This window comes from bacterium, assembly GCA_016124905.1.
Classification (GTDB): Bacteria; Pseudomonadota; Alphaproteobacteria; order Rickettsiales; family RI-342; genus RI-342.
In genome coordinates, this window is sequence record WGMV01000035.1 from 23,340 (window position 1) to 37,579 (window position 14,240).

General features: G+C 56.6%; 13 protein-coding genes and 1 tRNA gene. 1 reads left to right on the forward strand and 13 read right to left on the reverse strand.

The window, feature by feature from the left end:
* Nucleotide 1: 1 nt before the first annotated feature.
* The 11 genes from GC177_09115 to GC177_09165 all read right to left on the reverse strand — a co-directional run bounded on the left by GC177_09115 (nt 2) and on the right by GC177_09165 (nt 10,157).
* Nucleotides 2-598: an NADH-quinone oxidoreductase subunit B gene (locus GC177_09115; protein ID MBI1276116.1), complete on the reverse strand. Its 597-nt coding sequence runs from the start codon at nt 596-598 to the stop codon at nt 2-4.
* A gap of 3 nt (nt 599-601) precedes the next feature.
* Complete coding sequence (locus GC177_09120) at nt 602-967, reverse strand: NADH-quinone oxidoreductase subunit A (GenBank protein MBI1276117.1); 366 nt, start codon at nt 965-967, stop codon at nt 602-604.
* Nucleotides 968-1,144: 177 nt separating this feature from the next.
* Nucleotides 1,145-1,221, reverse strand: a tRNA-Asp gene (locus GC177_09125).
* A gap of 169 nt (nt 1,222-1,390) precedes the next feature.
* Nucleotides 1,391-1,993 (reverse strand): redoxin domain-containing protein, encoded by a 603-nt coding sequence (locus tag GC177_09130; GenBank protein ID MBI1276118.1) that lies wholly within the window; start codon nt 1,991-1,993, stop codon nt 1,391-1,393.
* Nucleotides 1,994-2,051: 58 nt separating this feature from the next.
* Nucleotides 2,052-4,178 (reverse strand): DUF255 domain-containing protein, encoded by a 2,127-nt coding sequence (locus tag GC177_09135; protein ID MBI1276119.1) that lies wholly within the window; start codon nt 4,176-4,178, stop codon nt 2,052-2,054.
* Nucleotides 4,120-4,902 (reverse strand): 3-hydroxybutyrate dehydrogenase, encoded by a 783-nt coding sequence (locus GC177_09140; protein MBI1276120.1) that lies wholly within the window; start codon nt 4,900-4,902, stop codon nt 4,120-4,122. Before GC177_09140 ends, GC177_09135 begins: the two co-directional genes overlap by 59 nt.
* A gap of 12 nt (nt 4,903-4,914) precedes the next feature.
* Complete coding sequence (locus GC177_09145) at nt 4,915-5,508, reverse strand: malonic semialdehyde reductase (GenBank protein MBI1276121.1); 594 nt, start codon at nt 5,506-5,508, stop codon at nt 4,915-4,917.
* A 58-nt stretch (nt 5,509-5,566) separates the two neighbouring features.
* Complete coding sequence (locus GC177_09150) at nt 5,567-7,189, reverse strand: hypothetical protein (protein MBI1276122.1); 1,623 nt, start codon at nt 7,187-7,189, stop codon at nt 5,567-5,569.
* A 229-nt stretch (nt 7,190-7,418) separates the two neighbouring features.
* Nucleotides 7,419-7,880, reverse strand: coding sequence for a hypothetical protein (locus tag GC177_09155; GenBank protein ID MBI1276123.1), 462 nt, complete (start codon nt 7,878-7,880; stop codon nt 7,419-7,421).
* Between the two features lie 12 nt (nt 7,881-7,892).
* Nucleotides 7,893-8,489, reverse strand: coding sequence for a ribosome-associated translation inhibitor RaiA (raiA, locus tag GC177_09160; GenBank protein MBI1276124.1), 597 nt, complete (start codon nt 8,487-8,489; stop codon nt 7,893-7,895).
* 93 nt (nt 8,490-8,582) lie between these two features.
* A complete protein-coding gene (locus GC177_09165; protein MBI1276125.1) occupies nt 8,583-10,157 on the reverse strand; it encodes a cyclic nucleotide-binding domain-containing protein in 1,575 nt (524 codons plus the stop codon).
* 181 nt (nt 10,158-10,338) lie between these two features.
* On the opposite strand from GC177_09165, the gene GC177_09170 reads away from it, so the two are divergent.
* The gene (locus GC177_09170; GenBank protein MBI1276126.1) at nt 10,339-12,519 is read left to right on the forward strand and encodes a hypothetical protein; all 2,181 of its coding nucleotides are present in this window, start codon (nt 10,339-10,341) and stop codon (nt 12,517-12,519) included.
* On the opposite strand, the gene GC177_09175 is transcribed toward GC177_09170, so the two are convergent.
* Together GC177_09175 and GC177_09180 are read right to left on the reverse strand one after the other, a co-directional pair.
* The gene (locus GC177_09175) at nt 12,516-13,058 is read right to left on the reverse strand and encodes a NifU family protein (protein MBI1276127.1); all 543 of its coding nucleotides are present in this window, start codon (nt 13,056-13,058) and stop codon (nt 12,516-12,518) included. The two genes, GC177_09170 and GC177_09175, sit on opposite strands and share 4 nt — an antisense overlap.
* A gap of 137 nt (nt 13,059-13,195) precedes the next feature.
* Nucleotides 13,196-13,975 (reverse strand): methyltransferase domain-containing protein, encoded by a 780-nt coding sequence (locus GC177_09180; protein MBI1276128.1) that lies wholly within the window; start codon nt 13,973-13,975, stop codon nt 13,196-13,198.
* Between the last annotated feature and the right edge of the window lie 265 nt (nt 13,976-14,240).

The following is a 14,240-nucleotide window of genomic DNA, read 5'->3' on the forward strand; positions in this document are numbered from 1 at the left end:
GTTACCTCGCAATGCTGGTCGTACGGCGGATTTTGCGCTGAAGCAGCAAAATGCCGTAAATCAGGGCTTCTGCCGTCGGCGGGCAGCCCGGCACATACACATCCACCGGCACAATGCGGTCGCACCCGCGCACCACGGAATAGGAATAATGGTAATACCCGCCGCCATTGGCACATGAGCCCATGGAAAGCACATAGCGCGGCTCGGCCATCTGGTCATACACACGGCGCAGCGCCGGGGCCATCTTGTTGGTCAGCGTACCGGCCACAATCATCACGTCCGACTGACGGGGGCTTGGGCGAAACACCACGCCGAAACGATCCATGTCGTAACGGCTGGCCGCGCCCTGCATCATTTCCACCGCACAGCAGGCCAGGCCGAAGGTCATCGGCCACAGCGAGCCGCTGCGCGCCCATGCCACCAGCTTATCCAGCTGGGCCACAACGAAGCCCTTGTCGTTGAACTCGTCCATCACCTGATTCAGGATCGCGTCCTGATCCTTGCCCGCAGGCACCGGCTTGCCGGAAAGCGGAGCCCCCTGCGCGTTCACCAGCTGCGGTGTCGTGATCGGTGCGATACGTTGATTATTCAAGCCCATAACCTATTCCCACTCCAGCGCGCCTTTTTTCCATTCATAGGCAAACCCGACCGTCAGCACCGTCAGGAACACCATCATCGACCAGAAGCCGTACAGGCCGATTTTGCCGAGCGTGACCGCCCATGGAAAGAGAAACGCAATTTCCAGATCGAAAATGATGAACAGAATCGCCACCAGATAAAACCGCACATCGAACACCATGCGCGCATCGCCGAACGGATCGAACCCGCATTCATAGGCGGAAAGCTTTTCATTGTCCGGCTTGCGGGATGCCACAATGAAGGGCAGCACCACCATCACAAGCGAAAGGCCAATGGCAATGGCCAGAAACACAAGGATAGGGAAATAGGAGGCGACTACCTGTTGCATGGAACCCCGGATGCTCAAAAACTCCGTGTTTCGGTATAGTGCAAAGCATCACCGATGAAAAGCCTCTTTCTGCATTGCAAAACATTCTCAATACCATTGCTGGTAATGAAACATCCGTTAGAACCACAAGATATTGGAGCGAAGCGAATCAGCATGTGCGAAGAAGGCGCCGGACAATGGCGCGAGTGACGGGGCTCGAACCCGCGACCTCAGGCGTGACAGGCCTGCGCTCTAACCAACTGAGCTACACCCGCACATGCATTCAAGAGGGCCGCTAAGTAACGCGCTTTGATGCAAATTGCAAGCGCATCCGCATGAAAAAATAAAAAAGAACGCGGCAGAATTATTCCACCGCGTTCTTACTTATGAAAACTAAGGAAAAGTCAAACTCGCCGCTAAATCAGGCGAGGCCTGAAACCCCCATCAATATTTTACCGAACAGCCATAGGACTGGGTCGTCGTCTCGCTCACCGGCTTGCCTTCCAGCAGCTCGTTAACAGCCGTGCGCACATAGTTTTTAGCCTTGGCTACATTGGCCGGGTTGGCGGAGCTGTCATCGTCAATCGCGCCCATATAGGCTACCGAACCATCCTTGCCGATCACAAACATATGCGGCGTGGTTTTTGCGCCGAATTGCTTGCCGATGGCGCCACTCGGGTCCAGCAGCTTGAAACTTGGCGATGCCTTTGCGGCTTCAACGCTTTTCTTGGCTTCCGCGTCGGTTTCATAGCCCTCTTTGCCTTTGGCGGAGGAGTTGATGGAAACCCATACCACGCCTTTGCCGGTCAGCTCTTTCTGCAGCGCCTGCATATTGTCGCTGCCGTAATGTTTTTTGACAAAAGGGCATTCCGGGTTGGTCCATTCCAGCACCACGATCTTGCCGGCCTGGTCTTTCAGATGAAATTCCTTGCCGCTCAATGCGTCCTTACCGCTGAAATCCGGCTTATCGCCGATTTTGACATCGGCATGGGCCGCGCCCGCCAGCATCACAAATGTTGAGAACAAAACCGCCAGTAACGCGCGCATGCACCTTCTCCATGGAATAATCGATTGAACGGCTGGATTCGCCCGGGGACAAGACAGCTTAGAATGAATCCAATTCGCCAAGCACTATAGACTCGGTCAGGATTTCCGGCAATAGTTTCGGGTCGCCTTTCGGCGGATAAAACACCACCATCGGCACACCACTCCGCCCGAATTCCTGCAACAGCCGTGTGATGGCGGGGTCCTGGTTCGTCCAGTCCGCCACCATGAAGGTAATATGCTTTTCCTTCAACAGCGCCTGTACTGCGGGTGTTTTGATCGCCACGCGCTCATTCACCTTGCAGGTGATGCACCAGGCGGCTGTGGCGTCGAGCAGCACGGGTTTTTCCTGCGTGCGCAGGGAGCGCAGCGTTTCCTCGCTGTAAGGTACACTGTCCATTGCCTGCGTGTTCTGCCGCTGCACCTCCGCGCCATTCGCCAGCACCAGCGATGCCGCCAACGGGCACAGGCCAAGCAGAAGCAGGCCGATACGCAGCGCCTTGTGCCATGCAGCCGTCAGCGGCCAGCACCAGCATAGAAACACCAGCGTCAACATGGAAAGCATCCCCATGCCAAGCGCCGCCGGGCCCGCCTGCTGGGCCAGCACCCACAGCAGCCACAGGCTCGATGCATACATGGGAAATGCCAGGAACTGCTTGAAACGATCCATCCACGCGCCGGGCTTCGGCAGCACATGCAGCATGGCCGGAAACAGCCCGATCAGCAGATAGGGCAATGCCAGCCCCAGCCCAAGCACACCGAAGATAAGCAGCACCACCGGGGTGGATTGCAGCAGCGCATAACCGATGGCGGGCGCCATGAAAGGCGCGGTGCAAGGCGTGGCCACCAGGGTGGCCAGAACACCGGTGAAAAAGCTGGCGCGCAATCCCTGCCCCGATGTCAGCCGGCCGCCAAAGCCCGAAAAGCGGGAGGAAATATGCACCAATCCCGAAAGAGAAAGCCCCACCACGAATAACAGCAGCGCCAGCGACAGCACAAATACCGGAGACTGCATGTGATAGCCCCAGCCGATCTGCTCACCCGCATGGCGAAGCGCCACCAGAACCCCGGCCATGGCCAGGAAGCTGAGAATCACGCCAAAGCTGTAGGCCCCGGCCAGCATCAAGGCTTCGCGTCGCTGCAGATGCGCCTTTTTAGCCAGCGCCAGCGCCTTGAGCGACAGAACCGGAAACACGCACGGCATGGCATTGAGAATCAACCCGCCCAGCAATGCGAAGAAAAGAGCCCGCCATAACCCGGGATGCTCGGGCAAAGCCAGGGTCGTGGAGGGTGTAACCTCAAACTGAACCGCCTGCTTGGCCGCCTCATCCACCCACAGCGCCCGCCAGTTTTTGGTGGCCGCGGTCAGCGGGGTTTTCACCTCAATCACACCATCCTGCCATTTCTGCATGGCCGCATGGTCCAGAATAATCCCGTCCAGTGGCATAAGAATGCCCCCGGTCGGGTTGGCGATTTCCTGAGGCAGCTTAATGCGCATTAGCCCCGTATGAACGGTGTAGCTGCCCTTGGAAGCCAGGCCTTTCGGCAGATCGTCCAGAACACTGTCGATCAATTCGGCATTATCGGTGCGCCGGTTGCTGTTTCCCACGGTGATATCGGCGGTAAAGCTGCCGAACTCTGGAATGCATATCTCATGGCATACCAGCCATTCGCCATCCAGCTTCAGCGTATATTTGCCGTTGGCGGCCGTTTGCGGCACCGTGATGCTCACGGGATGAAAGGCAATATCCTGATAGGCATAACTGGCAAGCGTGCCGGTATAAATCCTTTTCGGCGTCGGCCAGTAAATGCTGCTGGCCTGCCAGTTCTCAGGCAGCTTCCAGTTCATGTGCGTGGCCATGCCGGAATCGCCGGGGTTTTGCCAGTAAGTATGCCATCCCGGCTTGATCTCCAGCATCATCATGGCCCAGAATTTCTCCCCGGGCTTCACGCTGGAACGGTCGAGCAAAAGGGAGGCCGTGGTCAGCTTGTTGCGCACCACGGGCGAGGCTTCCGTCGCGGCGCCGAAAAACACCGCCATCAGCAGCAGGCATAACAAAGCGCCTGTAAGCGCTACCGAAAACCGTTTCATTTCCGCCCTCCTGACGGTCCCCCCTGAGGAGAAATGACTACCAGGCCGTCCATCCACCATCGATGGAAAGCGTGGTGCCGGTAATGGGTTGTCCATCCTCACTGGCAAGATAGACCGCCATGCGGCCGATTTCCGCAGGCGTTGTGAAGCGCTTGTTCGGCTGTTTTTCGCCGATCAGCGCCTTGGTTTCCTGTTCAATGCTGGTACCGTTGGCCTTGGCCCGGTCCTCAATCTGCTTGCGCACCAGGGGCGTATCCACCCACCCCGGGCAGATGGCGTTGCAGGTGATACCGTCTTCGGCCGCCTCAAGCGCCACAACCTTCATCAGTCCCACAAGGCCATGTTTCGCCGCCACATAGGCGGCCTTGCCGTGCGATGCCACCAGACCATGCGCCGAAGCGATGTTGATGATACGCCCGCTCCCCTGCTTGCGCATATGCGGCAGGGCGGATTTAATGCCGTAAAACGCCGCGCTCAGGTTGGTGGAGAGAATGGCGTGCCATTTATCCTCGGGAAATTCCTCCACCGGCGCCACAAACTGAATGCCCGCGTTATTGACCAGAATATCCAGCCCGCCGAGATCGCGAACGGTCTTTTGCACCATATCCTCAATTTCGTCGGATTTGGTCACGTCCGCGCCGTGATATTCGGCTTTGCCGTCAAACGCCGTCACGCGCTTCTTGGCCGCATCTATCTGTTCCGCCGTGCCGAACCCGTTCAGCATCAGGTGCGCGCCTTCCCGCGCCAGCTCTTCCGCAATGGCCAGGCCAATGCCGCTGGTGGAACCGGTAACAATCGCAATTTTGCCTTTAAGTCTCATAACATCAGCGCCTTATGCAATGGTTGCTGCTTCATCGAAATCCAAACGCGGGCTTCGGGGATGAAGCGTGCTTACATCGCCATATCCAAGATTGCATAAAAAGTTTGATTGATTCTTAGTACCGGCAAAAAATACTTCATCCACCATTTTATTCTTGAAGCCTGACATGGGCCCGCAATCCAGCCCCAGCGCCCTTGCCGCCAGCATGAAATAAGCCCCCTGAAGGCTGCTGTTACGGAACGCCGTGCTTTGAATATAGGCGTCCTTTCCGGCAAACCATTCCCTCGCACCCGGGTTATGGGGGAAAAGCTTGGGCATTTTCTCATAAAATTCCATATCCATGGCCAATATTGCCGTTACCGGCGCTTTCATGGTTTTTTCCACATTCCCGCCATCCAGGCAGGGTTTGAGCTTTTCCTTGGCTTCGGGCGATTTGACGAACACAATCCGCAACGGGCAGCAATTGGCCGAGGTGGGGCCGAACTTCATGATGTCGTAGATGTGATGCAGCAGATCATCCGGCACATCCTTGTCCAGCCAGGCGGTGTGGGTGCGTGCTTCGGTGAATATCTGCGCAACCGCGCGCGGATCGACTGGCTCTGACATAAAAAAACCTCCATCACGTTCATGATGGAGGTTTAGACTATCGCGTATCAGGGGGCAATCATGCTCTGGAGGGCTGAAGCTCCGGCTGATGTTCAAGCGTCGTCTGCGTGAGCAGTTGATCCGGCACCAGCTTGTGCGCTTCCTCGCGGATAATGTCGCAGAGCTTCTCAATCGTGTAGATCTTCTGGTGCTCATAATTGGTCACGTAACCGCGCAGCATGGTGGCTGTGTCGAAAATCGCCTTTTCATCGTCGGCAATGCCTTTGCCAACAAGGATGCGGGCATTGAGCTGGGCTGCCTGGTCGATATCGAAATCGGTCACGTTACTGTCTGCCTGAATCTGCAGCACGCGGCTGATATTGATCCAGACGCTCGACATGAACATATTGAAGTCAAAGCCCTTTTTCCCATCCTTGAACTCGGTCGAGAAAGAGGCGAACATGCGGAACACGGTGTTGGAGACGATATCAAGCGCGCCTGAAATAACCTGGCCGTTGATGCGCAGTGCGTCCCACACGCCCACATGCTTCACCAGGTCGGTCAGGTTGCGAAGATCGAAGCGATCCAGCAGTTTGTACATAAAGCGGCCAAAATTGGTACGCGGGCTGAATTGTTCGCCCACGCCAAAACGGTCCATGAAATTCTCAAGCGCGATACCGTATGGCTTGTGGCCGCTCGTGCGTTCCCACGGCTGCTGTTTTTCCTTCAGGCGCTCAATGATGTCGCGCAGTTCCGAATCCTCATGAATACGGTTCGCCACATCCTTGTTTTCCTGAAAATAGCGCTCACGGTCATCCTTACGCAGGGTCACCGTGGTAAAAAACTTGGACATGAAGGAAAGCACGCCGTTCATGAACAGAGAGCTGCCGCTGAACACATGCGCGCCCTTGCCCTCTTCATGGCCTTTCATGGCCGTGCGCACTTCCTGGGCGCCGGCGGCAATGGTCATGATATCTCCCGGCATTTTGCCGATATCGGTCATCACCTGCGAGTTGCGCTTGATGAAATCACCGACATTCTGTTCGCGGTCGTAGCTGCGCACCGCATCCGCCGTCTGGCCTTCCAGATGGTAGTAATTAACCAGGTCTTCCTTGAATTTTTTCATCGCGCCCTGGTCGAAACGGCGCGCGCCGCCCACGGCCAGCAGCGGCAGGTTCCACACCGTGCTGTTAAGCGCGGAATTGAGAATATTGTGGTTGCCGCGCTCCATGCCGGAAAGCACGGAATGAACCTGGGATACCTGCCCCAGCCAGCCGCGAAGCTTCATCGGGTCCATGGAATCGCGGAATTCGCGCAGCCCGCGCTCAAGCGTGGCTTCCTCTTTCAGCTCCGGCAAGGCGCCATCGCCCTGCAATTGGCCGGAAATCTGGTGGAAATACCCCTTGCCCTTAAGATGGAACAACTGCTGGGGAACTTTGCTCTCAATACGTTTGCCCGTTTCGGGGTCGAGGGAGAATTCCGTTTCCTCAAACACCTGATCGGCGATCATTTCCAGCCCTTCATGAGCTGTTACAAGGCCGCGAACCTTTTCAATGGCCTGCGTATCTGAAGGATCAAAATATAGCGTTGCCCTGAAGCCGGGCTTTTTTACATCATAATCCTGGCTGACCTCAGCGAACTGAAAGCCGGTTTTTGTTTCCGCCTGGCGGGATTTTTTCGGAAAATAATAACTTGAAGCCACGTTAATTCCTCCTGAGCCCCCTTATTTTGCCACAAATCTGTGACGTTTTTGTGACCTGTGTTTAGCCCTTTCGCTGGCGGAAGCAACCCATTTGGTTAAGCCATTAATTATGCGCGATTTATCTCATTATGAATAACACAAAAAACTTTTTCTTTAGTAAATACAATCGCTTTGCTGCGCCGCAGCATGTGCGGTGCAGCAAAGCGATTTTAACGAATGAAGGGATGATTTAAGCGGCTTGATCCTGGTCATTGCGCATCAGCAGCACATAGGCCGCGGATGCATCCTGCACCCCGCGCAGCTGCTTGCGAAGATCCTGATTTCTCAGGCGTCGGCTGACCGTTGCCATGGTTTGCAGCCGCGTGGCTGCCTCCTGCGCCGGGTAACAAAGAACCACGACCATGTCGATGGGTATATGATCGCCCGCCTTCATATCCAGCGGTTTTGAAAGAAGAAAAAACAACAATTTGGTGCTTGCCGTCTCACAGGGCAGCGGCACCACGGCCAGCCCGTCCTGCATATAGGCATCCTTCCAGGCATCCGCGTTGGCCACAATCTGCGCAACCGCAGGCTTGGCCAACCCCAGGCGGTGATGCATGCCGTCGCCGATGGCATTGCGCAAGCTTTTAACGCTTGCAGCATGCACACCGGCATAAATGCATTTTTCCTCAATAAGTTTTGAAAGCGCCATGCTTACTGGTACCTACCCGGCTTTACGCATGCTGTTTACCACCATACTGGGGTCGATCCAGGCAATATTGCCGTCCGGGCGGCGATACACCGCATTCAGGCTGTCGCTGCCGTTATTGATGAACAGCAGCACCGGCAGGTCTTCCAGGTCCAGCTTCATCACGGCCTCGCTCACCGTCAGGTGCAGCAGGTCCATCGGCAGTTCGGCAATCACCAGCGGCGTGTCGTCATGCGCCTCCTCCTCATGGCCGGAGAACACATGCTGGGTCACTTCCGCCAGCTTGATCTTGTTGCTTTCCTGCTTGGGCTTGTCATGGCCTTTCAGGCGGCGCTTGTAGCGGCGCAGCTGTTTCTCAATACGGTCGGCCGCGGCATCAAAGCTTTTATAGGCATCGTCATGGCCTGCAGTGGATTTCACCACCATATGCGCATGGGTGCCCGTGTTCAGCGTGATATCGGTCACAACCAGATGGTTTTCCTTGTGAAACACCACCGCGACATCCACCACCCGATCCAGATATTTGCTAACCCCCGCCTCGATGCGCGCATCGACATGGCTTTTAAGGGAAGCGCCGACATCCATATTCTTACCGGAAACGCGAACTTGCATGGGAATGTCCTTTCTTTGTTATCTTTGTAGCCATTATAGCACATTAAAGTAGGGATGCCAGCCTTAGGCCATAAATATGATGGGCGAAGGCTATTACAGTTTCGGCAATTTGACACCCAGGATATTGCCCAGTTTCTCATACATTCCGTAGTAAGCGATCCTCCTCAGTGTTTTGGGCATAATGCCCGTCCAGACAAAATCTCCATGCAGCCTTCCCTGTTTGGTTTCCCCCGTGACGTTGAAGGTGAACAGGTCCTGCATGGTGATGACGTCCCCCTCCACCCCGCAGACTTCGGTGATGTAGATAATGCGGCGGTGACCGTCGCGCATGCGGCTCACCTGGATGATGAGATGCAATGCCGAGGCAATCTGCGCCCGGATGGCGCGCAGCGTGAAATTGGGGTTGTTCAGGGTGATCATGTTTTCAAGCCGGCTCAACGCATCCCGCGGGTGGTTGGCGTGGATGGTGCTCATGGAGCCTTCATGGCCCGTATTCATGGCCTGCATCATGTCATAGGCCTCAGCCCCCCTCACCTCGCCGACGATGATACGGTCCGGTCGCATGCGTAGCGCGTTCTTCACCAGATCGCGCATGCTCACCTCATCCTCAATGCGCCCGCGCGTGCTCAAAGGCTTGGTTTCCAGACGCACCACATGCGGCTGACGCAACTGAAGTTCCGCCGCGTCCTCCACCGTCACGATACGTTCAGCCGGGTCGATATGCTGGGCGATGGCATTGAGCAAGGTGGTTTTACCGGAGCCCGTACCGCCGGAAATCAGCACATTCATGCGGCAAAGCCCCGCAATCTTCAGGAATTCGGCCAATTGAGCCGACACGTTCCCCTGTTCCTGCATCTTATCCAGCGATATCCCCCGGCGGGAGAATTTACGGATGGAGATGGTCGGCCCGTCCACGGCCAGCGGCGGCGCGATGACGTTAACCCGGCTCCCGTCGATCAGGCGCGCATCCACCATGGGGCGGTGCGGGTCCAGTCGGCGGCCGATTTTGGAAACGATCTTGTCCGCAATGGCCAGCACTTCCTCGTCGCTGTTGAAGCGAAACCCGGTATCCTCAAGCTTGCCGTGACGTTCCACGAATACGCTGTGCGTGCCGTTCACCAGAATATCATTAACACTGTCATCTTCATGAAAAGGCTGCAGCGGCCCCAATTCATCCGGTTTCAGTTCACCGATGGAGGTGGAGGACATGAAATGCGCCACGTTCGGCGAAATATCCTCATTCTGGCTGGCCTGCTTCAACAACTGCTGAATGCCCTGCAGCGCCTGCCCCACCTGGGTCATCGCCGCCTGGCCTTCATGTACATCATGCTCACTGGCCTTTTTAGCGGCCTCCGGCTGGCCGACCATCCGCTGCATCAGCGCATGCAGGGCCAGCTGCCATTCCGGCGTGTTCTGCTGAAAGAAAAGCTCCACTTCGTCACGCCCGATCACCTCGAGCTCGCAATCCTCAACAGCAGTGGCGTCGCAATTCTTAGGCTGCTGAAACCAGCCTGCCTCCCCAAATATATTAATGGGGCTCACCTGGCGGATGCTGTCATCCCCCAATGTCAGCAGAACCTTGCCTTTTTTCAGCACATAGGCCTGAAAATCCGTGCTGCCTTTGCGGTAAATCACCTGCCCGGCTGGAATATGTAGAATCGATGGCATGCCACCCCCTGATAGTCACCGCCACCTTAACCAACCATGGTTAGCAAGCCCTTAAGTTTCCCCCTAAGAATGAAAGCGATGCAAAATACGGATGGGTGCCGTGCAAAAAAATGGACGTTTAACAAAATCGTCACAGAGATATGGTCTTATGGAGCTCTGAGAAACATATAGCACCAGGAATATGACTGTGCAGGGCGGCAAATTTCTCGTTGAAGGCATCGCTTATCTGGGCAACAAAAGTTATGCTCCGAGCCATTTGGTTCTGGGCCGTGGCGCTTCCACGGAAGACAGCGGCAAACTGCTGAATATCCTGAGCAAAAACGGCATTGAACCGCAGCTCAGCACGGTGCGCACCAACGATGGCGACCATCGTTCCATCAGCTTCAGCAAACCGCCGAAAGAATTTCGCGGCATGCTGGAGGAGCTGGCCCAGGCCGGCCTGGCTTCCGAAGAGAATATCGCCATTCTGGACCGGATGGCTGCGCTTGAGGATGAAAAACGCGGCCAGCCCTTCAACCCGCTGACCATTCTTACCAATACGCCGTTTGAGCCCATCTACCAAAAAAACAAGGATTTCAAGGTCGATGCCGGCCCGCTGAAGCCTTTTGTCAAAAAATTCGTGGAAGGGGTGGAACGCAACCCCGATCAGGTTGCCGCCCTTGCCTATCTGGGCGGGGATACGACCGGCGCCGTATCCAACCCGATTTATGACCATAACGCCCTGAAAAAAGCCGGCGGCGGCGAAGGCGTCTTCTATTTTTCCGCCCTTGCCGCCACGGGCATGTACGCGCTTGTGCCGGAAAAACACGGCACCAAGGCACAGTCTGAACTGCAGCGTATCCGCACCGAACTCAGCATGGAAGAAGGCGGTATTTCAGCCGGCGAACGCATCCAGCAGGGTGCTGATACAGTGCGCAACCGTGTCGGCCTGCTTGGTAATGTATTGAACGGCTTCAGCGGCTTCGGCCTCATGATGTCCTCATTCCTACACCGCAACCCGCTTTCATTCGCCCAGGGCACCATCGTCACCTCCTCCTTTGCCACCTCCGTGGGCCTTGAAGCAGGCGGCGAGAAATTTAGCAAACCGGTGGAAGCCGTTGCCAGGGCTGCCTCTCCCATCACTCGCCTGCTTCCCCAGTCCGTGCGTGATTACGTCAGCAAGACATGGGAAATCTCCAAAATCGATACCAACCAGCCGATTGCTTACAACAAAAACCACAATTTCCTTGGTTTTGTCAGCATCGCCTACCAGCTCTTCAATTCCGGCCGCTTCCGCAAACAGGCCGAGCAGAAATACGATGCAGCCTCCAATCCCGCCTATGCCCTGGTGAAGGCCAGCACCGCCGCCGATGGCTCGGTCAAGCTGGAGCGCAGCGGCAGCTGGAAGGACATTGCCAAAGACGGCAACGCCCTGCGCGACCACCTCACCATTCTGCGCGACGGCTATGCCCATGTCAGCCCCGAAGGCCGCGTGCATCCGCTGACGGATGAACAGCGCGCCTCCATCCGCAGCGGCAGCATCTCCAAAACCGGCGGCGCATTGGCCGACGGCAGCACCGTACTGCCCATTCCCCATGCCCTGGCGGAAGAAGGCTGGAACAAACACGGCAAAAAAGCCGAATGGCGCTACGACCGCAAAAGCGACACGGTGCAATACCGCGAGAATGGCGGCGTATCGCGCAATCTGACCGCTGAAGAAGTCAAGAAAATGAAGATCGAGCCCGGCCCGGCCGGCTACAACGAGTATTTTCACGACATGGCGCATTACCAGACCGCCATGCGCGATCCGCTTGCCCTGCTTTTCCGCACCATTTCCACGGCTATTTACGTGGTGGCCAACGGCGTGCTCGGCGGCATCAAGCGCGAGGCCAACTGGCTGGATATGGAAGAGCTGTTCAACAGCGCCGCCATGCTGTTTGCCGAAAAGGTCAACATGCCCGGCAGCACTCCCGCCAGCCAGCAGCAGTTCCTTCAAAATCTTTCAGAAAAACTTTCCCGCTCCATTGAACGGGAAAACGAGACCCGTGAGAAATTCGAGCGCAAAGAACGCATCAAAACCGGCAATGACAGCTTCACCATGCCCCGCCTGGAAAACCTGTCTCCGGCCCAATGCGCCGATGTTATCGCCCATAAACTGAACAGCTTCGCCAAGGAAGACGCCGCCATCAAACGTCTGGCCGAGGCCCAGCTCATCCAGCACGCCAAACCGGAAGCCTCCGCTTCGGTTGCGGGTTCGGAACTCACCGCCTCGCTTCAGGCCGAAGCCGACCGCCATCATCATCCGGTGGATTTCACCAACATCGCCGATCTGGCACGCCAGGCGGCGGCACAGGTGGTCAACGCCCCGGCAATCGCGCTCTAGGCGACAGCTTCCACGGCCGTTACTTCCGGCACGTAATATTTCAGCATGTTTTCGACGCCGTTTTTCAAGGTCATGGTCGAGCTCGGACAGCTTGAGCAGGCCCCGCGCAGCGTCAGCTGCACCACACCGTTCACAAAGCCGCGAAAGATAATATCCCCGCCATCCTGCGCCACAGCCGGACGCACGCGGGTTTCGATCAGCTCCCGAATCTGCTGCACCACGGGGTCGTCACTGTCGATGCTTGGCGCCTCATCCTCTTGAACCGCCTGCCCGGTCAGCAGATGCTCCATCATCATGGTCAGCGCCAGCGGCTTCACCACGTCCCAGCTTGCGGCATCTTTCTTCGTCACGGTAATGAAATCCAGCCCGAAGAAAACGGACTCCACCTCATCCATCTCCAGCAACTCCACCGCCAGCTGGGACTTTCCTTTTGCTTCTTCCGCGCTGCTGTACATGGCCGTGCCCTTGTCCATCACCACCACATCGGGCATGAACTTAATGGCATTGGGATTGGGGGTGGATTCTGTCTGGATGAACATGGCAACACTCTTCTTTTCTCTAAAATGTCATTCCAGCGAAAGCTGGAATCCAGCTTACCGCTCATCATTTCCTAGCTCGGCTTTACGCAGGCACATGGATTCCAGCTTTCGCTGGAATGACGATACCGTATCCGGCATCACTCCCTATATAAGCTCAAATAATAGGAATGCCAACTCACGCGAATGCCTTCCGCATCGGCAAAATGCCGTTCATAAGTTTCCGCCAGCTGCTGAAAGTCTCCCGGTGTCAGGCGCCCCGGGCTGTCATTGCGCTTGCCGCCCGCGCCGATCCCTTTGAGATGCTCGGCGAATACCGCAAAATTCCCATAATGCTCGATATGCGTCGCCAGTTCCGCTTCCAGCACCTTGAACCCCGCATTACGCGCCGCATTCTGCCAGGCATCCACGTCCATCAGCGGGTTGATGGGCGAAGGCAGGTTCGGCAGCGCCGCTTTCCAGCTCGCCACCATCTCATGCAGCGTGGGCGGCACGAAGGTCGCCATCACCATATGCCCGCCCGGTTTCAGGATGCGCCGCATCTCGCACATGGTCGCCAGCGGGTCGTTCAGCCACTGCACGGCCAGAGAGGAGACAATCGCATCCATGCTGGCATCGGCGAAGGGAATCTGCTCCATATCCGCCAGCACGCAAGGCAGCTTGGGCATTTCCTGCCGGAGTGTCTGCAGCATTCCCTCCGCCAGATCAAGGCCGACCCACTGAAATTTCTTTTTGCACTGGCGCGGCACAAAACCGGTACCGATGCCCAGATCCGCCACCTGCTTGCCAATCAGCGGCAACGCCCCCAGCTTCTTCGCCACCTTCAAGGCAATGGCGCGCTGAAGTTCCGCTACCTTCTCATAAGCGGGCGCAGCCTGGCTGAAATCCTTACGGATCTTGGCGAGATTATAGGTGGTCATGCAGCCATCCCTTCACGGCATCCACGGCGGATGCCTCCTTAAACGGCGCATGCCCGCCTTTGTCCAGCTTTATCAAATCCGCGCCGATCGCCTGTGCCAGCTTCTCCCCATGCGCAAACGGCACCACCACATCATCCGTGGCATGCAGCACGGCCATCTCCATCTTCGGCATAGTCTTCACTTTTTCCGTAAAAGACGCCGCCAGCATTTCCAGCAAGGTTCCGGCAAGCGCCGCATCCTGCCAGTCATCCCCGCCGCGCCTGTC

Bases quoted from the DNA above. Each gene is read 5' to 3' on its own strand.
- GC177_09120 (MBI1276117.1), bottom strand. From the start codon at position 967: ATGCAACAGGTAGTCGCCTCCTATTTCCCTATCCTTGTGTTTCTGGCC.
- GC177_09135 (MBI1276119.1), bottom strand. From the start codon at position 4,178: ATGGACAACCCATTACCGGCACCACGCTTTCCATCGATGGTGGATGGA.
- GC177_09165 (MBI1276125.1), bottom strand. From the start codon at position 10,157: ATGCCATCGATTCTACATATTCCAGCCGGGCAGGTGATTTACCGCAAA.
- GC177_09170 (MBI1276126.1), top strand. From the start codon at position 10,339: ATGACTGTGCAGGGCGGCAAATTTCTCGTTGAAGGCATCGCTTATCTG.
- GC177_09180 (MBI1276128.1), bottom strand. From the start codon at position 13,975: ATGACCACCTATAATCTCGCCAAGATCCGTAAGGATTTCAGCCAGGCT.
- raiA (MBI1276124.1), bottom strand. From the start codon at position 8,489: ATGCAAGTTCGCGTTTCCGGTAAGAATATGGATGTCGGCGCTTCCCTT.
- GC177_09130 (MBI1276118.1), bottom strand. From the start codon at position 1,993: ATGCGCGCGTTACTGGCGGTTTTGTTCTCAACATTTGTGATGCTGGCG.
- GC177_09155 (MBI1276123.1), bottom strand. From the start codon at position 7,880: ATGGCGCTTTCAAAACTTATTGAGGAAAAATGCATTTATGCCGGTGTG.
- GC177_09115 (MBI1276116.1), bottom strand. From the start codon at position 598: ATGGGCTTGAATAATCAACGTATCGCACCGATCACGACACCGCAGCTG.
- GC177_09175 (MBI1276127.1), bottom strand. From the start codon at position 13,058: ATGTTCATCCAGACAGAATCCACCCCCAATCCCAATGCCATTAAGTTC.
- GC177_09145 (MBI1276121.1), bottom strand. From the start codon at position 5,508: ATGTCAGAGCCAGTCGATCCGCGCGCGGTTGCGCAGATATTCACCGAA.
- GC177_09140 (MBI1276120.1), bottom strand. From the start codon at position 4,902: ATGAGACTTAAAGGCAAAATTGCGATTGTTACCGGTTCCACCAGCGGC.